Raw genomic sequence first — 26,060 nt, forward strand, 5'->3', positions numbered from 1 at the left:
ATTGAAATGTAAAACCCATGTTCTGTATTCGCAGCGCCGAGTAAGGTTTGAATAAGTTAAATGGTATTGAATTATGTCAATCGTGTCTGAAATTACTGTACCCAATCAACAGTCAAGCTTAGCTCAATGGCTGGATTATTTGCTGGCAATTCATCCTAGCGAAATTGACATGGGCTTAACTCGAGTCAGCGTTGTTGCCGAGAAATTAAATGTGCTTGATTTAGCGCCAGCTAAAGTCATTACCGTAGCCGGTACCAATGGCAAAGGCACAACCTGCGCTATGCTGGCTTCGATTTTACATCAAGCTGATTTGTCTGTCGGCGTGTATAGCTCGCCTCATTTGCTGCATTACAATGAACGGGTACAAATAAATCAACAAGATGCCAGTGATGACTCCCTTATCGAAGCTTTTTGTGCGATAGAGACGGCGCGAGGTGATATTTCATTAACCTTTTTTGAATATGCCACCTTAGCAGGTTTATATTTGTTTAAAGCTGCTAAAGTCGATGTGATCATTCTTGAAGTGGGTTTAGGTGGGCGATTGGATGCAACCAATATTATCGATTCCACTGCCACTATTTTGACCTCTATCGATCTTGATCATCAAGAATATTTAGGCGATACCCGTGAACTGGTTGGCAGAGAAAAAGCTGGCGTGTTTCGCCCCGATTGTGTCGCTATTATCGGTGAGCCAGATTTACCGTTGAGCGTCACTGAATATGCTAATCAACTCAGTACAACGCTTTATCGTGTTGGGCATGAGTTTGATTACCATAAAGATCAGACTCAACCAGCATTATGGCACTTTGAATCTGCGCAGCAGTCATATACTGGCTTAACGGTGCCAAGGTTACCGTTAGCTAACGCTGCAAGTGTTGTTGCGCTGCTAAGCCATATTTGGCCGCAAATAAGCCAACAGCACATTAATCGAGGATTACAACAAGCTCAACTGGCTGGACGACTAGAGCAGGTGAGTCAGCAACCATTAGTACTATTAGATGTTGCACATAATCCCCATGCAGCCAGATATTTAGCACAACAATTACAGGCGTACCAAGGTCGGCGTATTGTAGCCTTGTGTGGCATGCTTAAAGATAAAGACATTAAGTCAGTATTGGCGACATTAGATCAACAAATTAGCCATTGGAACTTGGTGAGTTTAGATAATCCACGCGGCGCATCAGCACAAGCATTGCGTCAAGCATTGCCCAATGACAGTAGTCGTGAGCATGTTAGTGAGTTTGCTGATATCGCTAGCGCATGGCAAGCCATACAAACTACGGTAAATGCCGATGATGTGGTTATTGTCTTCGGTTCTTTTTATACTGTTGCAGGCTTTAAATCTTTATAAACACTATTTATGTCCGACGTCGGTTGTACAAGCCATCATTAACGTCATTTGGTTAAAAAAGGGAATTAGCTTTGAATCGTCAATTTCAAAATCGTTTGGTGGGTACCATCGTATTAGTGGCCTTAGGCGTGATTTTTTTACCCGACTTATTAGACGGTAAAAAAACGCAAGTGGTTGAGGAATTCACTGAAATTCCTTTACGTCAAACTCAGCCAAGTGCTTCCAATAAAGTTAATTCTGACAATACCGCTGAACCAGTAGAAGAATTTCAAGTGTTAACGATTGCTGAACCACAAGATCTCAGTAACGATATCGTTGCATTAGGGGGAGCTGAACCGAACAAAGAGCCGACCAAAGAAGTCAGCCAAGCTGTTAAGCCGCCAGCTCCAGTAGCAGTGGCAGTTAAAAAGCCTGAAACCCAGGTTGCAAATAAAGTGAAATCACCTATTACTGCTGGTTTTACATTGCAGTTAGGCGGGTTTAATAATATTACCAATGTAAAAGCGTTGATTGCTCAACTGCGAAAAGCGGGGTTTAACGCTTATACACTGCCTAAAGTACCCGTTGAAGGGAAACTAACCCGAGTGTTTGTTGGCCCTGAAGTTTCAGAAGAAAAACTTAAAGCTCGTCAGCAACCTATATTCAAATTAACCGGATTAAAAGGCAAAATCGTAGCCTATAATCCACAGGAACAATAACCTCTTCAGACGGTATTTTGCGTGCGTGATTAAGATTTACAATTTGATTGTTCTTAATCACGCAAGAATAATTTGTGCAATCAGAGGTGAGAAACATCTCTGTCTCTGTTAGAATCCCGCCGTCTTGAACCCTATACCGGATCCCCATCTCCATGGTTTGGATTGATTACGCAATAATTATTGTCATCGGGTTATCAACTATTATTAGTTTGATCCGCGGATTTGCCAAAGAAGCCATGTCTCTTGTGGTTTGGTTTGCCGCTTTCTTTATCGCTAGCCAGTTTTATCTTGATCTTGCAGCTCATTTAACCCAAATGCAGGACGAGTTAGTTAGAAATGGTGTGGCGATTGCTATTCTTTTTATCATTACCCTGATCATAGGGGCTCTCGTTAATTATTTATTAGGCCAGTTAGTGGCTAAAACCGGATTATCGGGCACAGACCGTGTTTTAGGCCTGTGTTTTGGTGCCATTCGTGGCGCGTTAATCGTTAGTGCATTACTGTTTTTTATGGATGCTTTTACGGCATTCCCTGACACTAAATGGTGGCAGGACTCTGTTCTTGTACCTGAATTTGGCGTGGTTATTCAGTGGTTTTTTAACTACCTTGAAAATACCTCTAGCTTTGTACCCAAAATATAAACATAAAACACTTTACAGTGAGGAACCTTACCCATGTGTGGTATCGTCGGAATAGTAGGAAAATCAACAGTTAATCAGACCATTTATGATGCGCTGACTGTGCTCCAACATCGTGGTCAAGACGCAGCAGGTATTGTGACGGTTGACATGAATGCGTTTCGTTTACGTAAAGCAAACGGCTTAGTCAAAGATGTGTTTGAACCTAAACATATGCAGCGTTTACAAGGCAATGCCGGTATTGGACATGTTCGTTATCCTACCGCTGGTAGCTCGAGTGCATCAGAGGCACAACCGTTTTATGTTAACTCGCCATTTGGTATTTCGTTAGCACATAACGGTAACTTGACTAATACGATTGAACTGGCTGCAAGCTTGGTCACAAAGCGTCGTCATGTTAACACCACCTCAGACTCAGAAATCTTGTTAAATCTGTTAGCCGATGAGTTACAAGAAACGCGCAGTTTAACCTTAAGTGCCGATGAAGTTTTTGATGCAGTTGCTAAAGTGCATGCGCAAACTCGTGGTGCTTATGCGGTAGTTGCGATGATTATTGGCCAAGGTTTAGTGGCATTTCGCGACCCATTTGGTATTCGTCCTTTGGTATTGGGTAAACACGAAACCGCAACGGGTACTGAATACATGGTTGCTTCTGAAAGTGTTGCTTTAGACGCTGTTGGTTTTGAAGTGATGCGTGACGTAGCACCTGGTGAGGCTGTTTATATTTCACTTGATGGGCAATTGTTTACCCGTCAATGTGCAGCAGACCCAAGCTATGCGCCATGTATTTTCGAATTCGTGTATTTTGCACGTCCCGATTCGAGCATTGATAAAGTGTCTGTTTATGCAAGCCGTGTAAACATGGGCGCTAAGTTAGGCGAAAAAATTAAGAAAGAATGGGAAGATCACGACATTGATGTTGTTATTCCTATTCCTGAGACCTCGTGTGATATCGCATTAGAAATTGCACGTTGCATGGATTTACCGTACCGCCAAGGTTTTGTGAAAAATCGTTATATTGGTCGTACATTTATTATGCCTGGTCAGCTAGAACGTAAAAAATCAGTACGTCGTAAACTGAATGCGATTAATACCGAGTTTAAAGGTAAAAACGTATTATTGGTTGATGATTCTATTGTACGTGGTACTACGTCTGAACAGATCATTGAAATGGCGCGAGAAGCCGGAGCAAAGAAAGTGTATTTTGCTTCAGCTGCACCTGAAATCCGTTTCCCGAATGTGTATGGTATTGATATGCCAACGTCTAATGAGCTTATCGCTCATGGTCGTGATGCTGACGAAATTGCCAAAATCATTGGTGCCGATGGCATTATTTTCCAAGACTTAAGCGACTTAATTGAAGCGGTAAGAATGGAAAATCCAGAGATTAAGCGTTTCGAAACATCTGTGTTCGACGGTCATTATATTACCAACGACGTTGACCAAGCTTACTTGGATCATTTAACGCAATTACGTAATGATGATGCTAAAGCCAATCGCTCAAAAGACATTGGTACTAACTTAGAAATGCACAACGAGTGTCATCCATAAGTTAACCGGCCTTGTTAGCAATATTTGTTAACAACAAAAAACCAGCATGAAAATGCTGGTTTTTTTATGGGTTTAAATCATTAAATCATTAAATCATTAAGTCAAAAGTCAAAAGTCAAAAGTCAAAAATGGATCCCTCCCAATAAGGCATTTAAGCCGGGATCTAAGCATGTGCGGATAATGAAGACGAAGGGCAAAAGCTAAAATAATGATGCTGACTACTACGTTATTCACCCTGTAATATTTTTAAGCAGGGACCTATATATTTTTTGGGCTTAGTGAGTATTACTCTTGAATAAAATCTTCCATAAACCAGGCGCATAGAGTGTGGCGGCCGTCAACTTGTGCTTTGCTGTAAATTGTTGATGCTTGTTGGCGGACCGTTTTTTCTTTGGTGAGTCGTACCTCGGCAATTTCTTTAAAGCTGAGGCCTTTCAACAGTAATAAAGCGACTTGTTGTTCACTTTTTGTAAACTGCCATGCATCGAATTGTGTTGCGATTGTTATGCTATATTCTTGTCTTGCAGATCGCATTTGTGCTGACATGTGATCGATTTCTTTATCCGCTTTTTTAAGTTTCGATTTGAGTGCTTTGACTTGGCGAGAACTGCGGATCAGGTCATAACCTAAAAAAATACTCGCTGCAATCGTTAACAATACCAGCATGGCTTCTTGGGCAATGTGCCAAGCGGGAATGTCCAGTTGAAAATCGGCAAATATGTCGAACAACTTAAACAAGGTGATTAGCAGTAGCAGTATAATAATGAATACATCTTTTCTCATGACAGCGGTCCAAAAATGAGTGTGTTACGTAAATAAAACTAAAAAGGGTAAGTGATTACGCATTAAAATCATGAGTTTACATTATGGTACATATGTACCATAGCGACATTTATGATACATACTCCCCATGTGTTCTCTACCTAAAGATAATAGTCTAACTATATCTTTTGGGTTAGTGAAATCACATATGTCTGCCGTGAAGTTTAGTATCAAAATATGTCTTATTATTGCGTTAGCGATTAGCTCTTATAGCTATGGCGCTACAAGCAATGACCTGTCACCACTGTTGCAGTTAAGTCAAACGCGATTAAACAAGACCACCTTTAATGCCATGCCACTCAACGATAACCGCTCAGTACAATTGAGCAGTTCGACTTGGTTGACGGGCTTACCGAGCATTAGTTTAAGTTACCTAGGCGATCTGGATAATAATAACATTTATGAACAAGAAGTATCACTTAACTTACCCATTAAATCTTTTAGTTTGCACCAAAGCGATAACAAATTAAAACGGTTAACAAGCTCTCTGCTTGAGCAACAGGTGGCACTTCAAAAATTATATTTATCTGGTTTGCTTAGACAAAGCATGTGGGATTTTCGCATCGCTTTAGTTAAGTCTAACCAACTGCAACGTAAAGCATCACTATTAGAACAGTTACATGTGCAGCAAAAACAACTGTCTGCAGCGGGTGAGTTTCCTAAAGTCAATTTATTGCTATTAGATCGTGAACGCGTGGATATTGATTTAGCGCAGATTGAACTAAAACAGCAACAAGATGAAGCAATGGCATTATTTCAATCACTCACTGGTTTGAGTGAGATCCCCGAAAATATAGAAGAAAGTGGCCATAATATGGCTGAATTAGACGTGCAATCTATTCATGGTGCTGATGTGGTATTGATGCAGCATCCTTTGTGGCAATTACAGTCGCTGCAACAACAGTTTCAAGACGTCATGATGACAAGCCAGCAAGCGGGTGAACAAGATCCGTGGACTGTGTCCTTAACCGCAAAGGAAACGGCTGGTGATCTCTCTAACGACCAGCATTTAGGTGTTGGGATCAGTATTCCACTCGGTTTTGGCTCTGCTTTATCTCAACGTGAGCTGTCGGTTTGGCAGAAAGATTATCAAGATCAACGCATCAATAGCGAAAGACTTTATCTGGAACTCAAAAATCAATCACAAAAGCTGTTATTACAGCAGCATAATCTCAGAAAACAGCAGGCCTTGTTACAACGAGGGGTATCACTGAGTCGCACCATCACTGAAGATTTGGCCAAGGTAAAAGACCAAAACCAAATGGGTTATGAAATTTGGTTACGCCGTTACATGGATGCATTAGATACCGAATCGCGTTTAGCACTTAACCAAGTGGCCCAGCAACAACTTCATTCTCAGCAACTGCAAGCTTTAGGGATTTCATTATGATGGCCAAATTTGGCACCAGCCTTTTATGTATCACAATCGGTTTATCATCGGCGTTTGTTCGTGCTGAAACCATATCTCTTAGCGAGTTAGGTCACTTAGACGTGAGTTATATGTCGCCTAAAAAAGTGGCCAGTTATGAAGGTAGTCCTCTTCCTGCACAAATAGCCCGTTTACCCGGTAACGATTATTGGGTTATGACGCCTGAAAATATTCAGCAAGTGACGTTTTTAGTGGGGCAGGGGCAAGTTGTCACCAAAGACCAAGCCATTGTCAGATTAACTGGACCAGAAGTGTTTCATTTTTTAGCTCAAATAGAGGCGGCCAAAAGCCTATACGACCTAGCTAAACAGCGTTATGACCGTAATCTGCCTTTATTAAAAAATGGCAGCATTGGCTCTGATAAGTGGCGCGAGATCAGCCAAGATTACTTTAGTGCTCACCTTGAATACGAACACATGCAGCACTTTATGGAGATGGTGCAAAGCATTGATGCAGATACTGAATCGCTGGTGGTCATGGCTCCTGTGGCGGGCATTGTTAATCTTAATTATCTAAATAGCCCCTACAGTGCTGGGGTGCAATTATTCTCGCTTATTCCTACCGAGAGTATTCGGGTGAAAGTCAGTGTGCCTATGAGTCAGTCAACCTCGTTATCTGCGGTGAACATTAATCAATGTCATATTGCCATTGATGAAGTGTCTGCAATTGCTGATGGGGTATTTTTAACAGCTTGGTCTACCCCTGTACCACAAACGTGCAATTTACTCTTAGGGCAACAAATTACTGTGATACCTGAATATCAAAAAGCCGTGTATTTGGTGCCTAAAATTAGTGTGTTCACTTGGCAACAAGATAGCCAGATTTTTACCCAAAAAGACCAAACATTGTCTTCATTGAGTATCGATGTATTAGGCTCTACTGCAGATGATTATATTGTCGCGAGTGATCAAGATTTGAGTCAAATTAAAGTATTGTCTCAATCTGTCGCGGCAGTGAAAGGTATACTGCTTGGTTTAGGAGGCGAATAATATGCTCGCTTCTGTGATTCGTTTTTCGCTAACTCAGCGCTTGTTTGTGCTGATCGTAGCGTTGATTTTAATGTTAGCAGGTACTCGTGCCTGGTTTAATATTCCTCTTGATGCTTTTCCTGATATTTCGCCTACGCAAGTTAAGATTATTTTAAAAGCACCGGGCATGACGCCTGAAGAAATTGAAGCGCAAATTACTGTACCGGTTGAAACAGAGCTTTTAGGGATCCCAAATCAAGCCATTTTACGCTCCACTACTAAGTATGCCATTAGTGATATTACCTTAGATTTTACTGAAGGAACTGATATCTATTGGGCTAGGCAGCAGGTCAGCGAGCGACTAGCGGCGGTATGGGACAGTTTTCCTGAAGGTGTCTCTGGTGGTGTGGCACCGATGAGTACGCCGTTAAGTGAAATCTTTATGTTTACACTTGAAAACCCTAACTTATCGTTAATGGAACGTCGGCAGTTGCTGGAATGGGAAGTCAGACCCTTGCTGCGTACCGTTGCTGGTGTGGCTGATGTGAATATTTTAGGCGGCTATGCCAAAAGTTTTAGTATTAGTCCTAATCCTTCAGCCATGGCTGCCGCTGGCGTCAGTTTTGCAGATTTGCAACAGGCGATTACTGACAATAATCATAATGAAGGTGCCGGTAAATTAACCATTGGTACTGATACCATTATTGTGCGTTCAGAAGGGCGAGTGGATGATATTGATGAACTAAAACAGTTAGTGATTAAGGCGGATGATGCGCAAGTTTATCGCTTGATAGATTTAGCTGACGTACAGATTGGCCATTTAGCCCGCTATGGCGCGGTATCAAAAGACGGTGAAGAGGCGGCTGAAGCCTTAATTATTGCACTTAAAGATGCCAATACTGCCCAAGTAGTCACCAATATTAAAGCAAAGTTAGCGCAAATTAATACTTCGTTGCCTGAAGGCAGCGAGCTTAACGTTTTTTATGATCGTGCTAATTTAATTAATACCGCGATTGATACCATTTCAAGTGCGTTATTTGAAGCCGTGTTGTTAGTGATTGTATTACTAGCGCTGTTTTTAGGTAATGTCAGGGCCGCTTTAGTTGTGTCATTGTCTTTGCCTCTTGCGGCATTAATGACGTTTTTGATGATGGATTTATTTAATCTGTCAGCAAATTTAATGAGTCTAGGTGGCTTAGTCATCGCGATTGGTATGTTGGTTGATTCATCTGTGGTAGTGGTTGAGAACATGGTCAATCTTATTGCGACTAAGCAACGTTTGCCGCGTTTACACCTTATTTATCGTGCGACTAAAGATGTGGCTATTCCAGTTGTATCTGGCACTGTCATTGTGATGATTGTGTTTTCTCCCTTACTGACATTAACCGGCTTAGAGGGCAAATTATTTACGCCCGTGGCTGTCACGATTGTCTTTGCCATGTTATCGGCATTGGTGTTGTCGCTTACGGTTATTCCAGTTATTGCATCTTATCTGGTTAACGAAAAGTCTGCACAAGAGCCTAAAGCGATAGAGAAACTAAAAGCGGCTTATTTGAGCAGTTTAAAAAAGACGTTTACCTATAAAAAGCCGTTTATCATCGTGTCGTTTACGCTGTTAGTGGTGAGTTTAGGGCTATTTAGTCTTGTGGGTAAAACCTTTATGCCGACATTGGATGAAGGCGATATTATTTTACAGCTAGAAAAATCACCTTCTATTTCGCTTGAAGCGTCGATTGCTATCGACAAGCAAATTCAAATTACCTTGCTTGATAAGGTGCCAGAAATTAAACAAATGGTTGCGCGGACCGGTTCTGATGAAATTGGTTTAGATCCTATGGGGCTAAATGAAACCGATGTATTTTTGGAGCTCGCACCGCGAGACGAGTGGCGCTTTGCTGACAAGACGCAACTGATTGATGCTATTCGCACTGAACTGCTTAATTTTCCTGGAGTAAATTTTAATTTTACTCAACCTATTCAGATGCGCGTCTCTGAAATGCTTACTGGCAGTATTGGTGATGTGGCCATTAAAGTCTTTGGCACCGATATTGATACTCTTGGGCAATTAACGGCCCAAATTGAGCAGCTTGTCAGTGACACCAGTGGCAGTATCGATGTGAAAATGGCCATGATTGAGGGCAGTCCATTTATTAACTTAACCCTAGATAATGAGCTGGCACGTGGCTTTGGCATGAGCACCATGGAGTTTTCGCGGTATTTAAAAAGCCAACTTGAAGGTGTTGTTGTGACCGAAGTGCTGCAAGGTAAAAAGCGTACCCCAGTATTGATCGCCAATAATCAAGGCGGGTTGAGTAGTATTAATGAGCTGCAGAATCAGTTGTTGGTGATGCCTGATCATTCATTAAAACGTCTTACCGATATCGCTAAATTAACCTACAAAGAAGGCCCTATTTTAATTGAACGCGAACAAGGTGATCGTTTCTCGGTGATTACGACCAACGTGCAGGGCCGAGACATAGTCAGTTTTGTTGAAGAACTCAACGCGAAAATTGACGCTGAGGTTAAGTTACCTAGCGGTTACAGTGTCAGTTTTGGTGGCGAGTTTGAAAATCAACAACGTGCCACTAATAACTTATTACTGGTTATTCCCGTCGCCATTGCGCTTATTACTCTCATTTTGTTTACCACTTTTGGTTCGCTTGCTAAAGCGGGCTTGATTTTGGCTAACGTCCCCTTTGCTATGATGGGCGGGATCGTGAGCTTGTATGTTTCGGGCGAGTATTTATCTGTGCCTGCTTCGGTTGGTTTTATTGCATTACTCGGCGTCGCGGTACTTAACGGTGTGGTGATGGTGAGTTATTACGAGCAGACCAAACATGTCTTTAGCAGTTTATTGGCGCGAGTCGAGCAAGGTGCAGCAAGACGTTTACGGCCTATTTTGATGACCGCCACGACAGCCATGTTTGGCTTAATGCCATTGGTGTTTGCATCGGGCCCTGGTGCTGAAATCCAAAAGCCATTAGCCATTGTTGTTATTGGCGGTTTGCTGACATCAACCATTACAACCCTTTATTTGTTACCAATCCTTTATTACTGGCTGGAGAAACGTCAATGATCACGGAGCAATTGTTAGTGCTGATCGCCCAAAATGATATTAAGGACGACATCGTTGATACCTTGATTGAGCTTGAGTTTTTATCTGGTTTTAGCCTAGGTAATATTTGCGGTTTTAGCCGCGAACACAGCCATTTTAATATCAAAGAGCAAGTTGAAGGCTACAGGGAATTTTGTAAGTTTGAAATTATGCATCCTGTGGATCATCAAGATGCGTTATTAGGTGCCTTGTCTGCGGTTTGTAAACATAATCCGTGTCGATATTGGATTACACCCATCATTCATACAGGCACTTTGTGCTAGCCGCAAAAGAAAAGTACTAAGTCGATAAAGGAAATCGTTGCTGTGTTTGGACCATGCGGTCAGCTCATTAAATTTAGTTATAAGAAAGGATATTGAAATGAGAGTTTATCGTTGCCTAACCATGATCTTTTTCGCTTTGCTGGTATCAAATAATATATATGCTAGTGAGCTTTCTGCGAATAATAGCGATGTGACGATTGAGTTTACTATCGAGCCTACGCGATCTTTGAAGGTAACGTTTGAAAGTAGTGTGACTTTGCATTCAATAGTCATTAGAAATAATGATGGTTATTTACTTAACTTAGATGTTCAAGTGCCAAAAGATCCTGGGACTATTTTTTATTTTAATCTTCCTAAGTTACCTCCAGCTAAGTATCTTGTTAGATGGAAAAGTCAGCTTAATGGTGGCCCAATAAGCCTTGGTGAAGCAACGTTAACCTTAAATGATGACACCTATCCACGGCCTTCTACTAAAAAACCAAAGTACGATATTTTACATAGAAAACTACATGGGTAGTCATACTGCAATTACGTCATTCCTGAGATGCAGCTGATCGGGAATCCAGCTCTTTATTGCAGGACGAAGTCCGTCCTTGTCATTTACGGCGTAGCGTCCTTGATACTTTATATACCCAGAAATGGACTGCCAATTGAAGCGTTTTAGGCATTATTTTAAAGCGATGTTTACCTGTTGATACTCTTTTAGTGCTTGAGAGGTGTTTCCTGAACGAGATTGATTGATGCGACTGTAGTGCGCAATCGTTTTAGCTAAATAACGCATAGCAATGTCTTGCTGTACAGCATCACTCGCTTGCCAAATTACACTGCCTATAGGGTCAATGTCTGTAAGCGGATCATTAGCAACATTCGCGGGGAGTTTGGGATCACGTCTGATATAAAGGATTTCGTAGAAACGACGGTTTTCTTCAATCAGTTTTTCGTCAATTAATTCACAATCAAGCTTGATAAGTTGTTGGCGTAACTCATATTGATGATGAACTGGACACAAGATAAAATCGATTTTTCGGTTCGAATATTGCTGGCAAAGTGACCTAACAAACTCGATCATCAAATCTCCACCCACTCCGGCAATAATCACTAAGGGTGTATGCTCATCTTGATCCAAAGGGATCGCTGACACATCAACACAATGTACCTGCCATTTTGGTTGGTTTTGCTGTGGGTAAAAACGTTCGAGCTTGGCGGTTAACTGCTGCATCAATGCTGGCACAATGTCGACAAAATGAATCGTGGCAGCATGTCTGTCAAGCAACGCGGCGCCGAGTAATCCATGGTCGCAACAGCAATCCCAAATATGAGTGTAACCATTGGGGATCATCATGTTGATATGTGCTAAGCGGTGGCCGAGTTTCATCTGTTTGTCGTGTTTGGAAGTGAACCTGCGCATTGTAATGATTTAAGTGACTAAGTGGTTAATTATTTCATATTTGCAGCTTGGCGTATTTAACGCTAATCTATACTGTAAATTTATACAGTTAAGTGGCGCGGTTCATTTCATTGAATATTAGCGACCCAACAGTGGATTATGATTTTATATATTGCTGAAAAACCCAGTTTAGGTCGTGCTATTGCCGATGTTCTGCCAAAACCACATAAAAAAGGTGATGGCTTTATCACTGCTGCTAATGGTGATTGCGTGTCATGGTGTATTGGCCATTTGCTCGAACAAGCAGAACCGGACGCCTATGACGATGCATTTAAGTCATGGAAACTCGAACACCTTCCCATCGTGCCACAAACGTGGAAACTACAGCCAAAACCTAAAACACGCAGTCAACTTACGGTGTTACGAAAATTGGTCAAGCAAGCATCATCGATCATTAATGCTGGCGATCCAGACCGCGAAGGGCAGTTGCTGGTCGATGAAGTGATTTCTTATCTGGGTGTAAAAGGAGACAAGCTGAGTCAAGTTCAGCGCTTGTTAATCAGTGACTTAAACCCACAAGCGGTAAAACGTGCATTAGGGCAATTACGCAGTAACCGAGAGTTTATTCCATTATCGACCTCTGCATTGGCCCGCAGCCGTGCTGATTGGCTATATGGCATGAACATGACCCGAGCCTACACGATTCAAGGCCGTAAAGTCGGCTATCAAGGCGTGTTGTCGGTTGGTCGAGTACAAACACCGTTACTCGGGTTAGTGGTACGCCGCGATGATGAAATCGCTGATTTTACCCCTAAAGCATTTTACGAAGTATTAGCCCATTTATTGACAGACCAACAACAAGCATTCACCGCAAAATGGCAACCTAGCGAAGCATGTCAGCCATATATGGATGAAGACGGACGAGTATTAGCTAAAGGTTTAGCCGAAAATGTCGTTGCCCGTATCAATGGGAAACCAGCGGAAGTCACTAAAATTGAGGCTAAAGATAAGCGCCAAAACCCACCATTACCTTACAGCTTATCGGCACTGCAAATAGATGCAGCTAAACGTTTTGGCCTGTCAGCGAAAGAGGTACTGGATACTTGCCAAAGTTTGTATGAGCGCCACAAATTGATTACTTATCCGCGCTCAGACAGTCGCTATTTACCTAAAGATCAGCATGCTTTGGCGCCAAAAGTATTGGACGCCGTGCTCAAAGGCGCTTCAGGCTTAATTGAGGGTTGTGAGTCTCCTAATAGTAAACTTAAATCTAAAGCGTGGGATGACACTAAAGTAGATGCTCACCATGCGATAGTGCCAACTGAAAAGGTGGCTAATTTATCGACATTATCAAGCAACGAAGCTAAGTTATATCAACATGTGGCAAGGCAATATTTAGCCCAGTTCTATCCCGCTTATATCTATGCAGAAACCGCAGTTGAAGTGACCATTGCCGGTGGATTATTTACCACTAAAGCACGTCAAGATAAAACCTTAGGCTGGAAACAACTGTTTAAACGTTCTGCCACTGCAAATCAATCTAGTTCTAATTCAACTAGCAGCGACGACGACAATGAAGACGCGGTACAGTCTTTACCGCCACTGGTTAAAGGTCAAATTTTGCATTGTCAGCGTGGTGAATTACTACAGAAAATGACCCAAGCGCCGAAGCATTTTACCGATGCGACATTATTGGGCGCGATGACGGGTATTAGCCGTTATGTGACAAACAGCGAGATTAAAAAAATCCTTAAAGAAACCGATGGTTTAGGTACAGAGGCCACACGTGCAGGAATTATTGAATTGCTGTTTAAACGCGGTTATTTAATTCGCCAGGGTAAATCGATATTGGCCACCCCTGTGGGTACTGGCTTAATCCGCAGTTTACCCGAATCAGCAACCACGCCCGACATGACCGCATTATGGGAAAATAGCTTGGATGCTATCAGCCAAAAACGTTTAAAGTATGATGCTTTTATGCAGCCATTGTTGAGCCAATTAGATGGCCTCATCACTCAAGCATCGAGCCAGTTACCCTCAGCATTACAAGGTGTTGCCAGTAGCGCGCCAAAGCGCAGTTTTAAAAAAACGTATAAAAAGAAGGCTAAAGCGAAAAGCTAAATTGGCAAGAGTTACTTGCATTACAGTCTAGGTATTTCGGAAATATAACTGTGTTAACTCACCATTAGGAACTTTGTAAATGTCATTGTGAACTTTTAAACCATTAAGTTCATATAGTAGATATTTACAGACAAACATACTAATAACCTAGGAAAATAAAGGAGAGTGTTATGAAAAGCACACTAGTGTTAACGATATTTGCAGCAAGTTTATTGTCTTATGCATCTAATGCCACAGCAGATAAAACCATTTTAGCTGGTGGATGTTTTTGGTGTATGGAATCAGATTTTGAAAAGCTTGATGGCGTAACCGATGTGGTCTCAGGATTTACTGGCGGAAACATCAAAGACCCTACCTATAATGGTAACCACAGTGGTCATTATGAAGCGGTTGAAATAACATACGATCCTAGCAAAGTGAGTTACACCGAGCTGTTAGAACATTACTGGGTGAACATTGACCCTTTTGATGCAAGCGGACAGTTTTGCGATAAAGGTTCTAGCTATTTAAGCGCGATTTTTGTGGCAAACGACACAGAAAGAGAAATTGCACAACAGTCTAAAAGCAATGTTGAAAAGCAATTTCCTAATAGTAAAGTTGTGACGCCTATTTTAAATGCTTCAATTTTTTATCCTATAAAAGGCGATGAAAGTTATCATCAGGATTACTATAAGAACAACCCAATTCGCTATAATGCTTATCGCTGGAATTGTGGCAGAGACAAAAGATTAAATGAAATTTGGGGTGATAAAGCGACACATTAGGCTTAATTTATGGCAGTCGCTACTTGTATTTTGGCGCTTCAGGTACCCCCCATACAAAAGCAAAGGGGTATGGGGGTTGCGAAGAATTTGATTGTGAAAAAGAATGTGAGTGTGAAAAAAAGTTAGAGTGTGAAAAAGAGTTAAACCCTTTAGAAAAAGCACTTTTTTGAATTAATCGTTTTTTAGGGTTATGTTGGCGTATAACAACATAACAAAAATATTATTTGCAGGCAGGCAGGCAGGCTTAGGCACCGACTTGCCGCAGCTCCGTGTATTATCACTATCAAATTGAATTATGATTTTATACTGAATAAAATAAAACAAGGAATAGGATTAATGAAAGATTCAAGGAATGAAATAGCGAAATATGGAATAACCTTTGGAACAGCGTTATCTATCGCTATTTCATGGAGTGTAAATAAGTCAGTTTTATGGGCAATTTTTCATGGTTTTTTATCTTGGTTTTATGTCATCTGGCACGTCGTTACGCGATAGTCTTTTGCTTTTCCAACGCTGGAGTTAGCGAACGTTAAAACGTTAATGCCGTAGGCCAGAATTGAATAAGGTTATCGGAATAATAATGAATAAGATGTCATAGTTAGTCTTGTCAATCCAACACGCTTTTATCGAGTATGCCTTTATCTATTAGTTGCAGTAAAATACTGCGAGTTTTGTCTTTAAGCATGTCACGCAGTAATCGCGCTGCGGGGGTAATAGATTGTCTGCTAGGAAATACCAACCAGAGTTCAGTGGATTTAACGGGATAGTCCGCCATTATCCTCACTAGGTTATTGGTCAGTAAGTCATGTGACATGTCTAAGCATGACTTAGCTGATATTCCTTTGCCATTAACGCACCAACGTCTAACTAAGTCTGCATCATTGGCAACCCGGTCACCGGATACTTTTACTTTAATACTGTTGTCAGCTTGGGTGAACTCCCAGATGTCGTGAGTTAAGTTTTGTAATTGATATAGCAGGGCATTATGTTCTGCCAATTCTTGTGGATGTGTTGGGGTGCCAAATTTATCAAGGTAAGTTTGTGATGCACAAATTAGCCTTGGCACATTACAAATTTTAAAGCCGTATAAATTAGCATCATTAGGTGAACCATAACGTAAAGCTAAATCGACAGCGTCGCGATAAAAGTCAACGTTGGCATCACTAATGCTGACTCTCAAACTCACTTTTGAATGAGTATCCATAAATTCATCAAGCCAAGGGATTACAATATTACGCCCCAGATCCGATGATATGGCTAAGCGTAAGTCACCATCAATAATGTCCAGCTCACCTTTCATGTTTTGCTTTGCTTGCTCCAGCATTAACATGGCTTGCTCACACTGCGGTATATACTTTTCGCCAGCGCTCGATAAACGAAGTTGCCGGGTGGTGCGAATAAAAAGTTCAACGCCTAAACTGGCTTCAACGCGTTTTAATGCAGCACTAGCGGTAGCGGTGCGCATGTCTAGATTGGTTGCCGCGGCAGTGATGCTGCGAAACTCTGCGACTTTAAGCACCACATAAAGGTCTTCTAATAACATGATTATCCATTTTTAATTGATAATGTTTCAATTATTATGCTGTTTATGGGAGATAAAACAAGCGCTAATATAGCTTCATCAAGTTTGAGCAACCTTATTTTATATATCACAGGAACAATCTTATGAAAGCTATTGGATATAAACAGTCTCTTGAAATTTCGAACCCAGAATCATTAATCGATGTGACATTGGATCAACCCATTGCAACAGGTCGTGATTTATTGATTAAAGTGAGTGCCATTGCCGTTAACCCTGCCGATTATAAAGTGCGCTTAAACATGCCACCGGCAGACGGTGAAGTAAAAGTGATTGGTTGGGACGCGGTTGGCGAAGTCATTGCAACGGGTGATAAGGCAAGTCAATTTAAACCGGGTGATGTGGTGTACTATGCTGGTGATATTACTCGCACAGGAAGTAACGCTGAATATCAGTTAGTAGATGAACGCTTAGTGGGCATGAAGCCTAAGAGTTTATCGAATGCAGAAGCTGCTGCACTACCTTTAACGGCGATAACAGCATGGGAATTGTTGTTTGAACATTTATCGATTAAGCAGCAAAGCCCTGGCGCTGTAGAGAAATCAAACGAAGTGATTTTGGTTGTTGGCGCAGCGGGTGGTGTGGGTTCTATATTTGTACAATTGGCTAAAGCCATTACGGGTGCAACCATTATTGGTACCGCATCACGTGCCAGTTCAAGTGAGTGGGTTAAGAAATTGGGTGCGGACTATGTTGTCGACCACACTAAACCGCTTGTTGCGCAAATAGCGGCATTAAACATTGGCCCTGTTACTCATGTTGCGAGTCTAAACAGCACCGATACTTATTTTGACAGTTACACAGAGTTATTAGCACCGTTTGGTAAGATTGCGATGATTGACGATCCAGTTGCGCTTGATGTGACTAAATTAAAGCTAAAGAGTTTGTCATTACATTGGGAGTTTATGTTTGCTCGTTCGATGTTTAACGCAGTCGATATGGATGAGCAGGGACGTTTACTTAACCGAGTAGCGGATCTTGTCGACCAAGGTTTTATTCAAACTACGTTAGGCCAGCACATGGGCGCAATAAATGCTGCAAATCTTCGTGCTGCACATGAGGCGTTAGAAGCTGGCCGTGCGATTGGTAAAATTGTGTTAGAAGGGTTTTAATTAAGACCTTAAATTATATTATTGAGTAATGTTAAATACTTATATTATCGAACACTTATATTATCGAACAGGAATCAACATGTCATATTTAACGATTGTAGCCAATATTAAAGCCAAAGCGGACAAAATTGAATTGGTGAAAACTGAGTTACTGAAGCTGATTGACGTTACACGCGCTGAAGAAGGGTGTATTAGCTATGAATTACACCGAGACAATGATAACTCTGCTCACTTTATGTTTTATGAGACTTGGCAGACCCGTGAATTATGGCGTGTGCATATGGAAAATCAACATTTAGCCGATTTTGTGGCTGCAACACAAGGCGCTGTTGATGAATTTACGTTGAATGAAATGACCGTTATCGACTAGTTTTATTCAAGTTAGCTATTCAATTGAATGACATCCAAAAGCAGAACATAAAATGTTCTGCTTTTTTGTCGATTTTTTTTAGTCTCTTATGAGACACTCAAGTGATAAATCGACTTGATTAAACCTAGTTCAGGTTAAATATTAGGATAAGTGGCAAGATGGAAATCAGATTTACGCAGTTGCAGTGTTGTTCATCGAGTGTCACTGTCGATATTGATGATTGGGTGATTGAATCACAACAATCTTGGGGGGTATTTAGCACCGAAGGTGATGTCGGTGCATTACTTGGTCAGTTATTAACCCAGCAAGTTGATGCACAAACCTTAACGTATAGTGGCGATATTACCGGTGTCACGCCAGCTTGTGTGGCATTAGTGTCATTGCTTGAGCAACAATCACTGCTTGAAGCTATTTTAGAGCAAGATGACAGCGAGTCACTGGGATATACCGATCCTAAAACGACCGTGTTTGGGGTTGTTTTTAATCAATGCCATGACAATGACTTAACCCATCAATTGCTGCAGCAATTAGATTTAACGCATTTAAGCTTAAGTCCTTTTGCTCAATTGTCTACCGGTGAAGGCCGCCGAGTAATGCTTGCCCGTGCAGTGGCAACTCAAGTGCCTTTTTTAGTGCTCGACGAACCTTATGCAGGCCTTGATGTTGCGCACAGACAGACTCTCACAGAATATTTACAACAATTATCTCAAACTAAACAGATACTGGTCGTGGTGTCGCGTGAAGAGGATATGCCAGATTGGATTGAACATGTTGCTATGTTTAGTCATGGTAAATTAGACAGTATGATGACCAAATTACAGTGGGATAACCATCCGGTTATAGCCCAGTTAACGGCGCAAGCGGGTCAACAAAGCGATGATATGTTAGCGCTTATTCGTCGTCACAGACACAAACCAGTATTTGCTAACCCGGTTTTTCAGTTAAACAATGGACGAGTGGCTTACAGCGATAAAGTGATTTTCTCGGGTGTGAACTGGCGTATTGATAATGGCGTGCATTGGCAGGTCAAAGGGCCAAATGGTTGCGGTAAGAGTACTTTGCTTGGGCTTATTTTTGGTGACCATCCACAATGTTACAGTAATGACATTGATATTTTTGGTAACAAAAGAGGTTCTGGCGAAAGTATTTGGGAAATTAAAAAACACATCGGTATGGTGTCTTCGGCATTACATCTTCAATACCGGGTTAATTGCAGTGCACTGGATGTGATTGTTTCTGGCTTTTATGATTCTATTGGTTTGTACCAAAAACCGACGGCACAACAAATATCTGTCGCTACAGAATGGTTGGCCATTTTACACATGGGCCATTTAAGTAAAACCGCTTTTCGACAATTAGAATATGGCCAACAACGCTTATTACTCATTGCTCGTGCCATAGTGAAACAACCCACCTTATTGATCCTCGATGAGCCTTATCAAGGTTTGGATTATTTGGGGCGCCGACTGATTAAAAATGCCCTTGAACTCATTGCCAAAGAACACTTAAGTCAATTGTTGTATGTCTCGCATTATCAAGAAGATAGCCTAGACAGTATTCAGCATTATATTGAGTTTGTGCAAGATGAAAACCAAGATGGTTATCGGGCGGTGGTTTCTCAGGGGTAATACCGTCGTGTTTAAAGAGTCTCTAAATAGCTAACTTAGGTTGGCTATTTTTGTTTGTGAGTTTATTTTCTAATAATAATTGATAATGTTTCAATTATTATGCTGTATATGGCGATTAAACTTTTGTATATCATAACCACATTAATGCAGATAGCCTTGAATATTGAGTGAATTGAGCTGTAATAGGGCTATAGACATACAGCGACACGCTAAAGGATACTGATGCTACTTGATACACCCATTTGCGATTATGGCTGGAAAGCCCCTGATTTCACCTTGAAAGATGCCAATGGTAATGCTTTTACCATGAGTGATCACTTAGGTGAAAAGGGCTTATTGATTATGTTTATTTGTAATCATTGTCCTTATGTTAAAGCCATTGCGATGCGTTTAGCTGCGGATACAAAGCAATTAATGGCTGAAGGCGTCAATGTGTTAGCGGTCATGTCTAATGATTATCATGATGTTGAGGCTGACTCGCCACAAAATATGCTGCGTTTTGCCAAGCAACATGGTTTTGAATTTGCTTATTTAGTGGACGAAGATCAGCAAGTGGCTAAGCAATATGGTGCAGTGTGCACTCCTGACTTTTTTGGTTTTAATCATTTCGGTGAATTGCAATATCGTGGCAGGTTAGATGATGCGCGTTTGCAAGATGCGCCGAACAGAGAACCTGAACTACTACAAGCCATGCAAATGATTGCTGCAATAGGCAAAGGGCCTAAACAACAAACAGCCAGCATGGGTTGCTCTATTAAATGGCGATAAGCCATTTTTGTTAGCGATAAATTTAATGAGCTATAAACCTTGAAAAATTGTTTTTAAGCACAATAATAATGCAAAGAAATTTTTAAGTTAACTGTGTTGTTAACTAATTGTATTTATTGTTATTTTGTATTTTGTTTTTTCTGTGTTTAGTTTGAGTTTTAGATGTTATTTACGACCAATGGTTGTGACTAACAAGGTTAGTTACTCGATGATATTAATCAACAGTATTAATCAATGTCGTTAACTGCCAGTCCTTTTAATGATTGTTAAAATCGAGATATCACATGACCAATGCCATTATTGCTGATTTAGAAAAACGCTACACCGCTAAACGCTACGATGCGACTAAACACGTGCCAAAAGAAGATTTAGCCGTGATTTATGATGCTATGGTGTTATCGCCGTCATCAATTAACTCTCAACCATGGAAGTTTATCGTGATTGAAAGTGACGAGGCCAAGCAACGTTTACATGACTCTTATGCTAATAAGTTTCAGTTTAATCAACCGCATGCTAAAACGGCTTCACATACTATATTGTTTGCATATAACCCTAAGTATACCCGTGAAGATTATGCCAAAGTGGTAGATCAAGGCATTATTGATGGCCGTACTAAGCCTGAAGATCGCGAAGCTGCGTTTGGTGGATACGCATTTGTTGACTTAAACACTGATGAAGCGGGTAACAATGCGGCTTGGACTAAGTCACAGACCTATTTAGCACTAGGTAACACTATGCATACGCTAGCGCGTCTTGGTATCGACTCTACGCCAATGGAAGGTGTTGATAGTGAAATGCTAGGTCAAATATTTGCTAAAGAGCTGGACGGTTATGTGTGTGAAGTTGCATTAGCATTTGGTTATCATCATTCAGATGAAGACTACAACGCCAAGTTACCAAAATCTCGTTTAAACATTGATCAAGTGTTACAGGTTTTATAATTAACAAGTCGCTATTTACGCGGCTGATGTTAATAAAAAAGGGGTATAAGAGTAATCTTATGCCCCTTTTTTATGTTATTGAAGCTGAACACGTTGACCAGTGTTGAGTCACTAGCGCAAACAGTGGCCACGATTGAGGCTGATCAATTTATCGAGTACGCGTTCGCCGTCCATACGAATACCATTGTGCTCATATTCTGATGTGAGCCAGTACTTAAGGTTAGCCACTTTTTTAGTGGTTTCTAAACTGTATTGCATTTCGACAAACATATCTTCGCTGTATATCGCGGCTGCAACCGGGACTTTATTATTCGCCAGTTTCTCTAGGTCATATAACGCAGGCCAGTCTTTTTTCGCTGCGATAAGTTCAGCGGCTTGTTGCAGTGGAATGAGTTGTTCAAATTGGGCAAACATCCACGGATAGACCATTTCGCCAGTGAACAATAATGGTTTGTCAGGACGATAGTTAAATTGGCTGTATTGAGCTCGTACTCTGTGTGCGGCCCAAGTTGATGCTTGTTGCTGACAATAAATAGACTCATGCATTAATGCAAAAATAGGGTTGGTGTTATAGTCGAGAAATTGACTGAACTGATGCAAAAACAGTGGATTAATGTCGATACCATGCGGCGTTTCAATTAAGGCTTGTTCAAGCAGATAGTAAACCGCTTCAGGGCCTTGTTCCATACCGATATTAATGCCTAGCAACTGCAACATTTCGACCGTGAGTTGCTCGCCAGTGGCTAAGTAGACTTTGTTTTCGTAAAGGTATTTTGCTAAGTCATCGACTAAGGTGCGTGCATCACTAAAACGCTTGAAAAAGTCATTGTTTTTAGCGATGACACGTTGATAAGTGGCTTGATAAACCTCTTCGGCAGGGCGGTCTAGTGAAGGAATACCACCAGTAATGTATGCCTCTTTGAGGCCTTCTGGCGCAGCAGACAAATAATGCAATACACAAAACCCACCAAAACTTTGGCCTAAAATACTCCAAGGTTGGTCTGGCGATAATTTTGCGCGAATATACTCCGCATCTCGAACAATATTGTCTGCACGGAAAAAGCTTAGGTAGTCCGCTTGGTCTGTTGAACTCATGTAGCTTAAGCTGGTGGCATTAACCGGGCTTGATAGTCCGGTGCCCCGTTGATCGAGTAATAATACTCTATATTCAGTTAACGCACGTTTTATCCAACCGTTATTGCTGATCGGTCTGACGGCACCAAATCCTGGCCCACCTTGAAAAAACACTAAATAAGGCAACTTTTTATGTTGGTTCTCAACGCTGACAATTTCCCGAGCGAAAACTGTAATCTGTTTACTTGGACTTTGTTGATAGTCTAACGGCACAGAGAAAAAGTGCTTACGAGCAACAATGTCTGCTAAGGTGAGTTCTGTGTGCATATAATGCCTATTCAGTGTTGATTAATGGGACAGCAAATTTCTTCAAACTCTGATGTACCGGTGCTATTTTTTGGTGTTAGAGGCGCATCTATATGGTTTGATTCATACGGTGTTTGGGCGCTTATTTAGGCGCGAATGGTACTATTTTATGAGCCATCTTAACGATTAACAATCGGTAACTCGATGGAAATCACATTAAATAGGTATCTAGATCAAATCTGCCTAGGTAAAATTAACTGATAATTAACCGAATGATCATAAAGAACGAGGTTGTCGATGAAGTATCAAATCATCCCCGTAACGCCTTTTCAGCAAAATTGTAGTGTTATATGGTGCGAAAAGACCTTAAAGGCTGCGGTTGTTGATCCTGGTGGCAATATTGACCGAATTTTAGCTGAGGTGGCTAAGTTAGGGTTAAGTGTTGAACAAATATTATTAACCCATGGTCATATAGATCATGTTGGTGGTGCAGCTGAATTAGCCAAAAAATTAGCTATTCCGATTATAGGCCCGCACATAGCGGATAAATTTTGGTTAGAAAATTTAGTTAAACAAAGTCAAAACTTTGGTTTTCCACGCGCTGAAGCTTTTGAGCCGAATCAGTACCTTAATGAAGGTGATGAAGTGAGTGTGGGAGAACAACATTTACAGGTGTTGCATTGTCCAGGGCATACACCCGGACACATTGTTTTTTATGATAAAATGGCTGATTTAGCTTGGGTTGGCGATGTGCTTTTTAGAGGCTCAATTGGTCGAACTGATTTTCCGCAATCTAATCATCAAGATTTACTTCACTCCATTACCACCAAATTATGGCCATTAGGGCTCAATGTCAGTTTTATTCCCGGTCATGGGCCTATGTCGACGTTCGCTGATGAGCGACAACATAACCCTTTTGTTGCCGATCAGTTATTTGATTAACAAATTGTTATGTGATCAGGTCATTGAGGTTATTTATTAATAAGTTGAAACCATTGATTCTTTGCATTGTAAACGCAGTCTGTTAGCTTAAGATAATGCGTTTACAAATGATGGACAGCCAACATGGTTCAACACCTCGTTGATTTACTCGATACCTGGTTACCTTCTTATCAAGAAGACTGGGTACTCGCCGTTCTTACCCAAGTACAAGGGTCTTCTTACCGCAAACCTGGCGCCATAATGCTATTTCATCCAATGGGTAAAAGCCTAGGGATGTTAAGTGGTGGTTGTCTTGAGGCGGATTTACGTCGTCACGCCCAACGTGCGATTCAAACTCAGCAAGTTATTCAGTTAACCTATGACGCAACCGATGAGTCTGATACCAGTTATCAGCTGGGCTGTGGTGGTATTGTTAATATCATGATGGTGTCGTTAAATAAATCGAACAATTATCTTGGTTTGGTGAGTGTTCATGACGCCTTAATGCGTGGTCATGCAGGTGTGTATCAAATTGATGTTGTTGCAGATGCCACGCCGGTCAATAAACTAAGTGGTCACTTTGTCGAACAAGACGCCGAGCTATCAACATCTGTCACTCTCAATAGTAAAACTCGCGCTGTAGTCGATCAAGATAATACTGTGTTGCATATTCCAGTTAGACCACCAGTTCACATTGGTATTTTTGGTGGTGGCTTAGATGCACAACCTATTGCACAAATGGCGCAAACACTTGGTTGGAAAGTCAGTGTGTTTGATGAACGTACTGCTTATGCGCGTACTTATGATTTTCCTGGATGTCAGATCATCAAGAAACCAACAGCAGAAGTGTCTACAACACTTTTGGCTAGTTTAGATGCCGCCTTTGTGATGAGCCATAATTTACAAATTGATGCTAAAACATTACAGGTACTCCAAACCATACCTTTGGCTTATATTTCGTTATTGGGTCCTACCCATCGTCGTGACAAGGTGTTGAGCATGGCTGAACTCAGTGTCGATGATTTTAGTGGCTATTTTTCGGCACCTGCAGGGTTAGCATTAGGCGGCGAGCTGCCTGGTTCGGTTGGGCTCAGTATATTATCCCAATGCCATGGCGTGCTGTATCAAAGTCAGTTAACCAGCCTTGATACGGTGATGTTGTCATAAACTCTCAGAGTACATGCATTCATGAAGCCTAAAATTGTTACTGTAATCTTAGCCGCTGGCGCTAGCAGTCGTTTTAACGGTGCTAAAATTGTCGCTAAAGTGCAAGGCGAACTAAGCTTACTTGAGCATTGCCTGCAGACTCTCGATCGCGTCACCACCGCAGTAGGTATCGCCCCAGCGGTGGTAATGTTAGGTGCACATCAAACGGATGAAGTATTGGCGATCACCGCGGATCATCATCGGCTCATCAATGATAATTGGCAGTTAGGCTTATCAACCTCGGTAAAACTTGCAGGGCGATATGCTCAAAGCCAACAAGCAGAAGCATTGTTAATCGTATTAGCCGACCAAGTGGCTTTGCAAGAGACAGAGTATTTGCAATTGATAGAAGCCTATATTCGTAATAACTTAACTACTTGCGCTTTTTACCTGCAAAATGTGGGTGTTCCAGCTATTTTTTTAGCTGAAGATATTAATGTTTTGATGTCGATTGATGGCGATAAAGGTGCTAAAAGCATTTTAAAACAACATGATAAAAATAATAGCTTGAACGTTGTTCAGATGGAACAAGCGCAATTTGATATTGATACACCAGCTGACTTAGCTCGTTGGTTAGATAATAAGGATTAATTATGACAACCCCAACACAAAAACTGATGGTAAATGGAAAGGATTTCACCCTCGATGCTGACCCTAATATGCCCGTTCTTTGGGCATTGCGTGACATATTAGGCCTAACTGGTACCAAATTTGGTTGTGGCGCAGGGCTCTGTGGGGCATGCACTATTCATGTTGACGGTAGTCCTATGCGCGGGTGTTTAACCAGTTTAAAACAAGTGCAAGGCAAGCAAGTTACCACTATTGAAGGTCTTGAGGCTGAAAAGTTAAAGCAAGCTTGGTTAGAACATAATGTACCGCAATGTGGTTATTGTCAGGCGGGGCAGTTGATGTCTGCTGCTGCGTTATTAACCTCGACGCCCAAACCTACTGAAACACAAATAGCCGATGCCATGTCGGGTAATATTTGTCGTTGTGGGACTTATCCACGGATAAAAGCCGCTATTCAATCGGCTTCGGAGGCGTGATC

General features: G+C 41.4%; 24 protein-coding genes. 20 read left to right on the plus strand and 4 right to left on the minus strand.

Annotation, left to right across the window (positions count from 1 at the left end; genetic code table 11):
- Positions 1-73: 73 nt before the first annotated feature.
- The 4 genes from folC (at position 74) to purF (ending at position 4,238) form a co-directional block, all read left to right on the plus strand.
- Positions 74-1,351, plus strand: coding sequence for a bifunctional tetrahydrofolate synthase/dihydrofolate synthase (gene folC / locus CXF88_RS10080; protein ID WP_101086719.1), 1,278 nt, complete (start codon positions 74-76; stop codon positions 1,349-1,351).
- A gap of 71 nt (positions 1,352-1,422) precedes the next feature.
- On the plus strand, positions 1,423-2,049 hold the full coding sequence (locus CXF88_RS10085; protein WP_101086720.1) for an SPOR domain-containing protein: 627 nt from the start codon (positions 1,423-1,425) through the stop codon (positions 2,047-2,049).
- A gap of 152 nt (positions 2,050-2,201) precedes the next feature.
- Positions 2,202-2,690 (plus strand): CvpA family protein, encoded by a 489-nt coding sequence (locus tag CXF88_RS10090; RefSeq protein ID WP_101086721.1) that lies wholly within the window; start codon positions 2,202-2,204, stop codon positions 2,688-2,690.
- Positions 2,691-2,723: 33 nt separating this feature from the next.
- Positions 2,724-4,238, plus strand: a complete 1,515-nt coding sequence (purF, locus tag CXF88_RS10095; RefSeq protein ID WP_011636872.1) for an amidophosphoribosyltransferase — start codon at positions 2,724-2,726, stop codon at positions 4,236-4,238.
- A 285-nt stretch (positions 4,239-4,523) separates the two neighbouring features.
- Here the strand turns inward: purF and CXF88_RS10100 are convergent, their stop codons facing one another.
- Positions 4,524-5,021: a LuxR C-terminal-related transcriptional regulator gene (locus CXF88_RS10100; protein ID WP_101086722.1), complete on the minus strand. Its 498-nt coding sequence runs from the start codon at positions 5,019-5,021 to the stop codon at positions 4,524-4,526.
- A 187-nt stretch (positions 5,022-5,208) separates the two neighbouring features.
- Between CXF88_RS10100 and CXF88_RS10105 the strand changes: the two genes are divergently transcribed.
- The 5 genes from CXF88_RS10105 (at position 5,209) to CXF88_RS10125 (ending at position 11,352) form a co-directional block, all read left to right on the plus strand.
- On the plus strand, positions 5,209-6,450 hold the full coding sequence (locus CXF88_RS10105) for a metal transporter (RefSeq protein WP_101086723.1): 1,242 nt from the start codon (positions 5,209-5,211) through the stop codon (positions 6,448-6,450).
- Positions 6,447-7,478 carry a membrane fusion-like protein gene (locus CXF88_RS10110; RefSeq protein ID WP_101086724.1) on the plus strand — a complete coding sequence of 344 codons (1,032 nt, stop codon included), beginning with the start codon at positions 6,447-6,449 and terminating at the stop codon, positions 7,476-7,478. The genes CXF88_RS10105 and CXF88_RS10110 overlap by 4 nt, the downstream gene beginning before the upstream one ends.
- Before the next feature lies 1 nt (position 7,479).
- Entirely contained in the window at positions 7,480-10,533 is a 3,054-nt protein-coding gene (locus CXF88_RS10115) for a CusA/CzcA family heavy metal efflux RND transporter (RefSeq protein ID WP_101086725.1), read from the plus strand.
- The gene (locus CXF88_RS10120) at positions 10,530-10,835 is read left to right on the plus strand and encodes a DUF3240 family protein (protein ID WP_101086726.1); all 306 of its coding nucleotides are present in this window, start codon (positions 10,530-10,532) and stop codon (positions 10,833-10,835) included. The genes CXF88_RS10115 and CXF88_RS10120 overlap by 4 nt, the downstream gene beginning before the upstream one ends.
- Positions 10,836-10,932: 97 nt before the next feature.
- The gene (locus CXF88_RS10125) at positions 10,933-11,352 is read left to right on the plus strand and encodes a hypothetical protein (RefSeq protein WP_101086727.1); all 420 of its coding nucleotides are present in this window, start codon (positions 10,933-10,935) and stop codon (positions 11,350-11,352) included.
- 150 nt (positions 11,353-11,502) lie between these two features.
- On the opposite strand, the gene CXF88_RS10130 is transcribed toward CXF88_RS10125, so the two are convergent.
- Positions 11,503-12,210, minus strand: coding sequence for a tRNA (adenine(22)-N(1))-methyltransferase TrmK (locus CXF88_RS10130; protein WP_101086728.1), 708 nt, complete (start codon positions 12,208-12,210; stop codon positions 11,503-11,505).
- Between the two features lie 171 nt (positions 12,211-12,381).
- Here CXF88_RS10130 and CXF88_RS10135 point away from each other — a divergent pair, with 171 nt between their 5' ends.
- Both CXF88_RS10135 and msrA read left to right on the plus strand, forming a co-directional pair.
- Positions 12,382-14,343 carry a DNA topoisomerase III gene (locus tag CXF88_RS10135; RefSeq protein ID WP_101086729.1) on the plus strand — a complete coding sequence of 654 codons (1,962 nt, stop codon included), beginning with the start codon at positions 12,382-12,384 and terminating at the stop codon, positions 14,341-14,343.
- A 170-nt stretch (positions 14,344-14,513) separates the two neighbouring features.
- Positions 14,514-15,107 (plus strand): peptide-methionine (S)-S-oxide reductase MsrA, encoded by a 594-nt coding sequence (gene msrA, locus CXF88_RS10140; RefSeq protein WP_101086730.1) that lies wholly within the window; start codon positions 14,514-14,516, stop codon positions 15,105-15,107.
- Between the two features lie 607 nt (positions 15,108-15,714).
- Here the strand turns inward: msrA and CXF88_RS10145 are convergent.
- The gene (locus CXF88_RS10145) at positions 15,715-16,650 is read right to left on the minus strand and encodes a LysR family transcriptional regulator (protein WP_101086731.1); all 936 of its coding nucleotides are present in this window, start codon (positions 16,648-16,650) and stop codon (positions 15,715-15,717) included.
- A 122-nt stretch (positions 16,651-16,772) separates the two neighbouring features.
- On the opposite strand from CXF88_RS10145, the gene CXF88_RS10150 reads away from it, so the two are divergent.
- The 5 genes from CXF88_RS10150 to CXF88_RS10170 all read left to right on the plus strand — a co-directional run bounded on the left by CXF88_RS10150 (position 16,773) and on the right by CXF88_RS10170 (position 21,505).
- Positions 16,773-17,798, plus strand: coding sequence for a zinc-binding alcohol dehydrogenase family protein (locus CXF88_RS10150; RefSeq protein ID WP_101086732.1), 1,026 nt, complete (start codon positions 16,773-16,775; stop codon positions 17,796-17,798).
- A gap of 79 nt (positions 17,799-17,877) precedes the next feature.
- Entirely contained in the window at positions 17,878-18,168 is a 291-nt protein-coding gene (locus tag CXF88_RS10155; RefSeq protein WP_101086733.1) for a putative quinol monooxygenase, read from the plus strand.
- A 158-nt stretch (positions 18,169-18,326) separates the two neighbouring features.
- Positions 18,327-19,796: an ATP-binding cassette domain-containing protein gene (locus CXF88_RS10160; protein ID WP_101086734.1), complete on the plus strand. Its 1,470-nt coding sequence runs from the start codon at positions 18,327-18,329 to the stop codon at positions 19,794-19,796.
- A 222-nt stretch (positions 19,797-20,018) separates the two neighbouring features.
- Positions 20,019-20,564, plus strand: a complete 546-nt coding sequence (locus CXF88_RS10165; protein WP_101086735.1) for a thioredoxin family protein — start codon at positions 20,019-20,021, stop codon at positions 20,562-20,564.
- Positions 20,565-20,848: 284 nt separating this feature from the next.
- Entirely contained in the window at positions 20,849-21,505 is a 657-nt protein-coding gene (locus tag CXF88_RS10170) for a nitroreductase family protein (protein ID WP_101086736.1), read from the plus strand.
- Positions 21,506-21,616: 111 nt separating this feature from the next.
- On the opposite strand, the gene CXF88_RS10175 is transcribed toward CXF88_RS10170, so the two are convergent.
- On the minus strand, positions 21,617-22,906 hold the full coding sequence (locus CXF88_RS10175) for an alpha/beta fold hydrolase (RefSeq protein ID WP_101086737.1): 1,290 nt from the start codon (positions 22,904-22,906) through the stop codon (positions 21,617-21,619).
- 276 nt (positions 22,907-23,182) lie between these two features.
- Here CXF88_RS10175 and CXF88_RS10180 point away from each other — a divergent pair, with 276 nt between their 5' ends.
- The 4 genes from CXF88_RS10180 (at position 23,183) to CXF88_RS10195 (ending at position 26,058) form a co-directional block, all read left to right on the plus strand.
- A complete protein-coding gene (locus CXF88_RS10180; RefSeq protein ID WP_101086738.1) occupies positions 23,183-23,827 on the plus strand; it encodes an MBL fold metallo-hydrolase in 645 nt (214 codons plus the stop codon).
- Between the two features lie 123 nt (positions 23,828-23,950).
- Positions 23,951-24,973, plus strand: coding sequence for an XdhC/CoxI family protein (locus tag CXF88_RS10185; protein ID WP_101086739.1), 1,023 nt, complete (start codon positions 23,951-23,953; stop codon positions 24,971-24,973).
- 21 nt (positions 24,974-24,994) lie between these two features.
- Positions 24,995-25,603, plus strand: a complete 609-nt coding sequence (locus tag CXF88_RS10190; RefSeq protein ID WP_101086740.1) for a nucleotidyltransferase family protein — start codon at positions 24,995-24,997, stop codon at positions 25,601-25,603.
- A gap of 2 nt (positions 25,604-25,605) precedes the next feature.
- Positions 25,606-26,058, plus strand: coding sequence for a (2Fe-2S)-binding protein (locus tag CXF88_RS10195; protein ID WP_101086741.1), 453 nt, complete (start codon positions 25,606-25,608; stop codon positions 26,056-26,058).
- Positions 26,059-26,060 lie beyond the last annotated feature (2 nt).

The sequence above is a fragment of the Shewanella sp. ALD9 genome (genome assembly GCF_002836315.1).
Classification (GTDB): domain Bacteria; phylum Pseudomonadota; class Gammaproteobacteria; order Enterobacterales; family Shewanellaceae; genus Shewanella.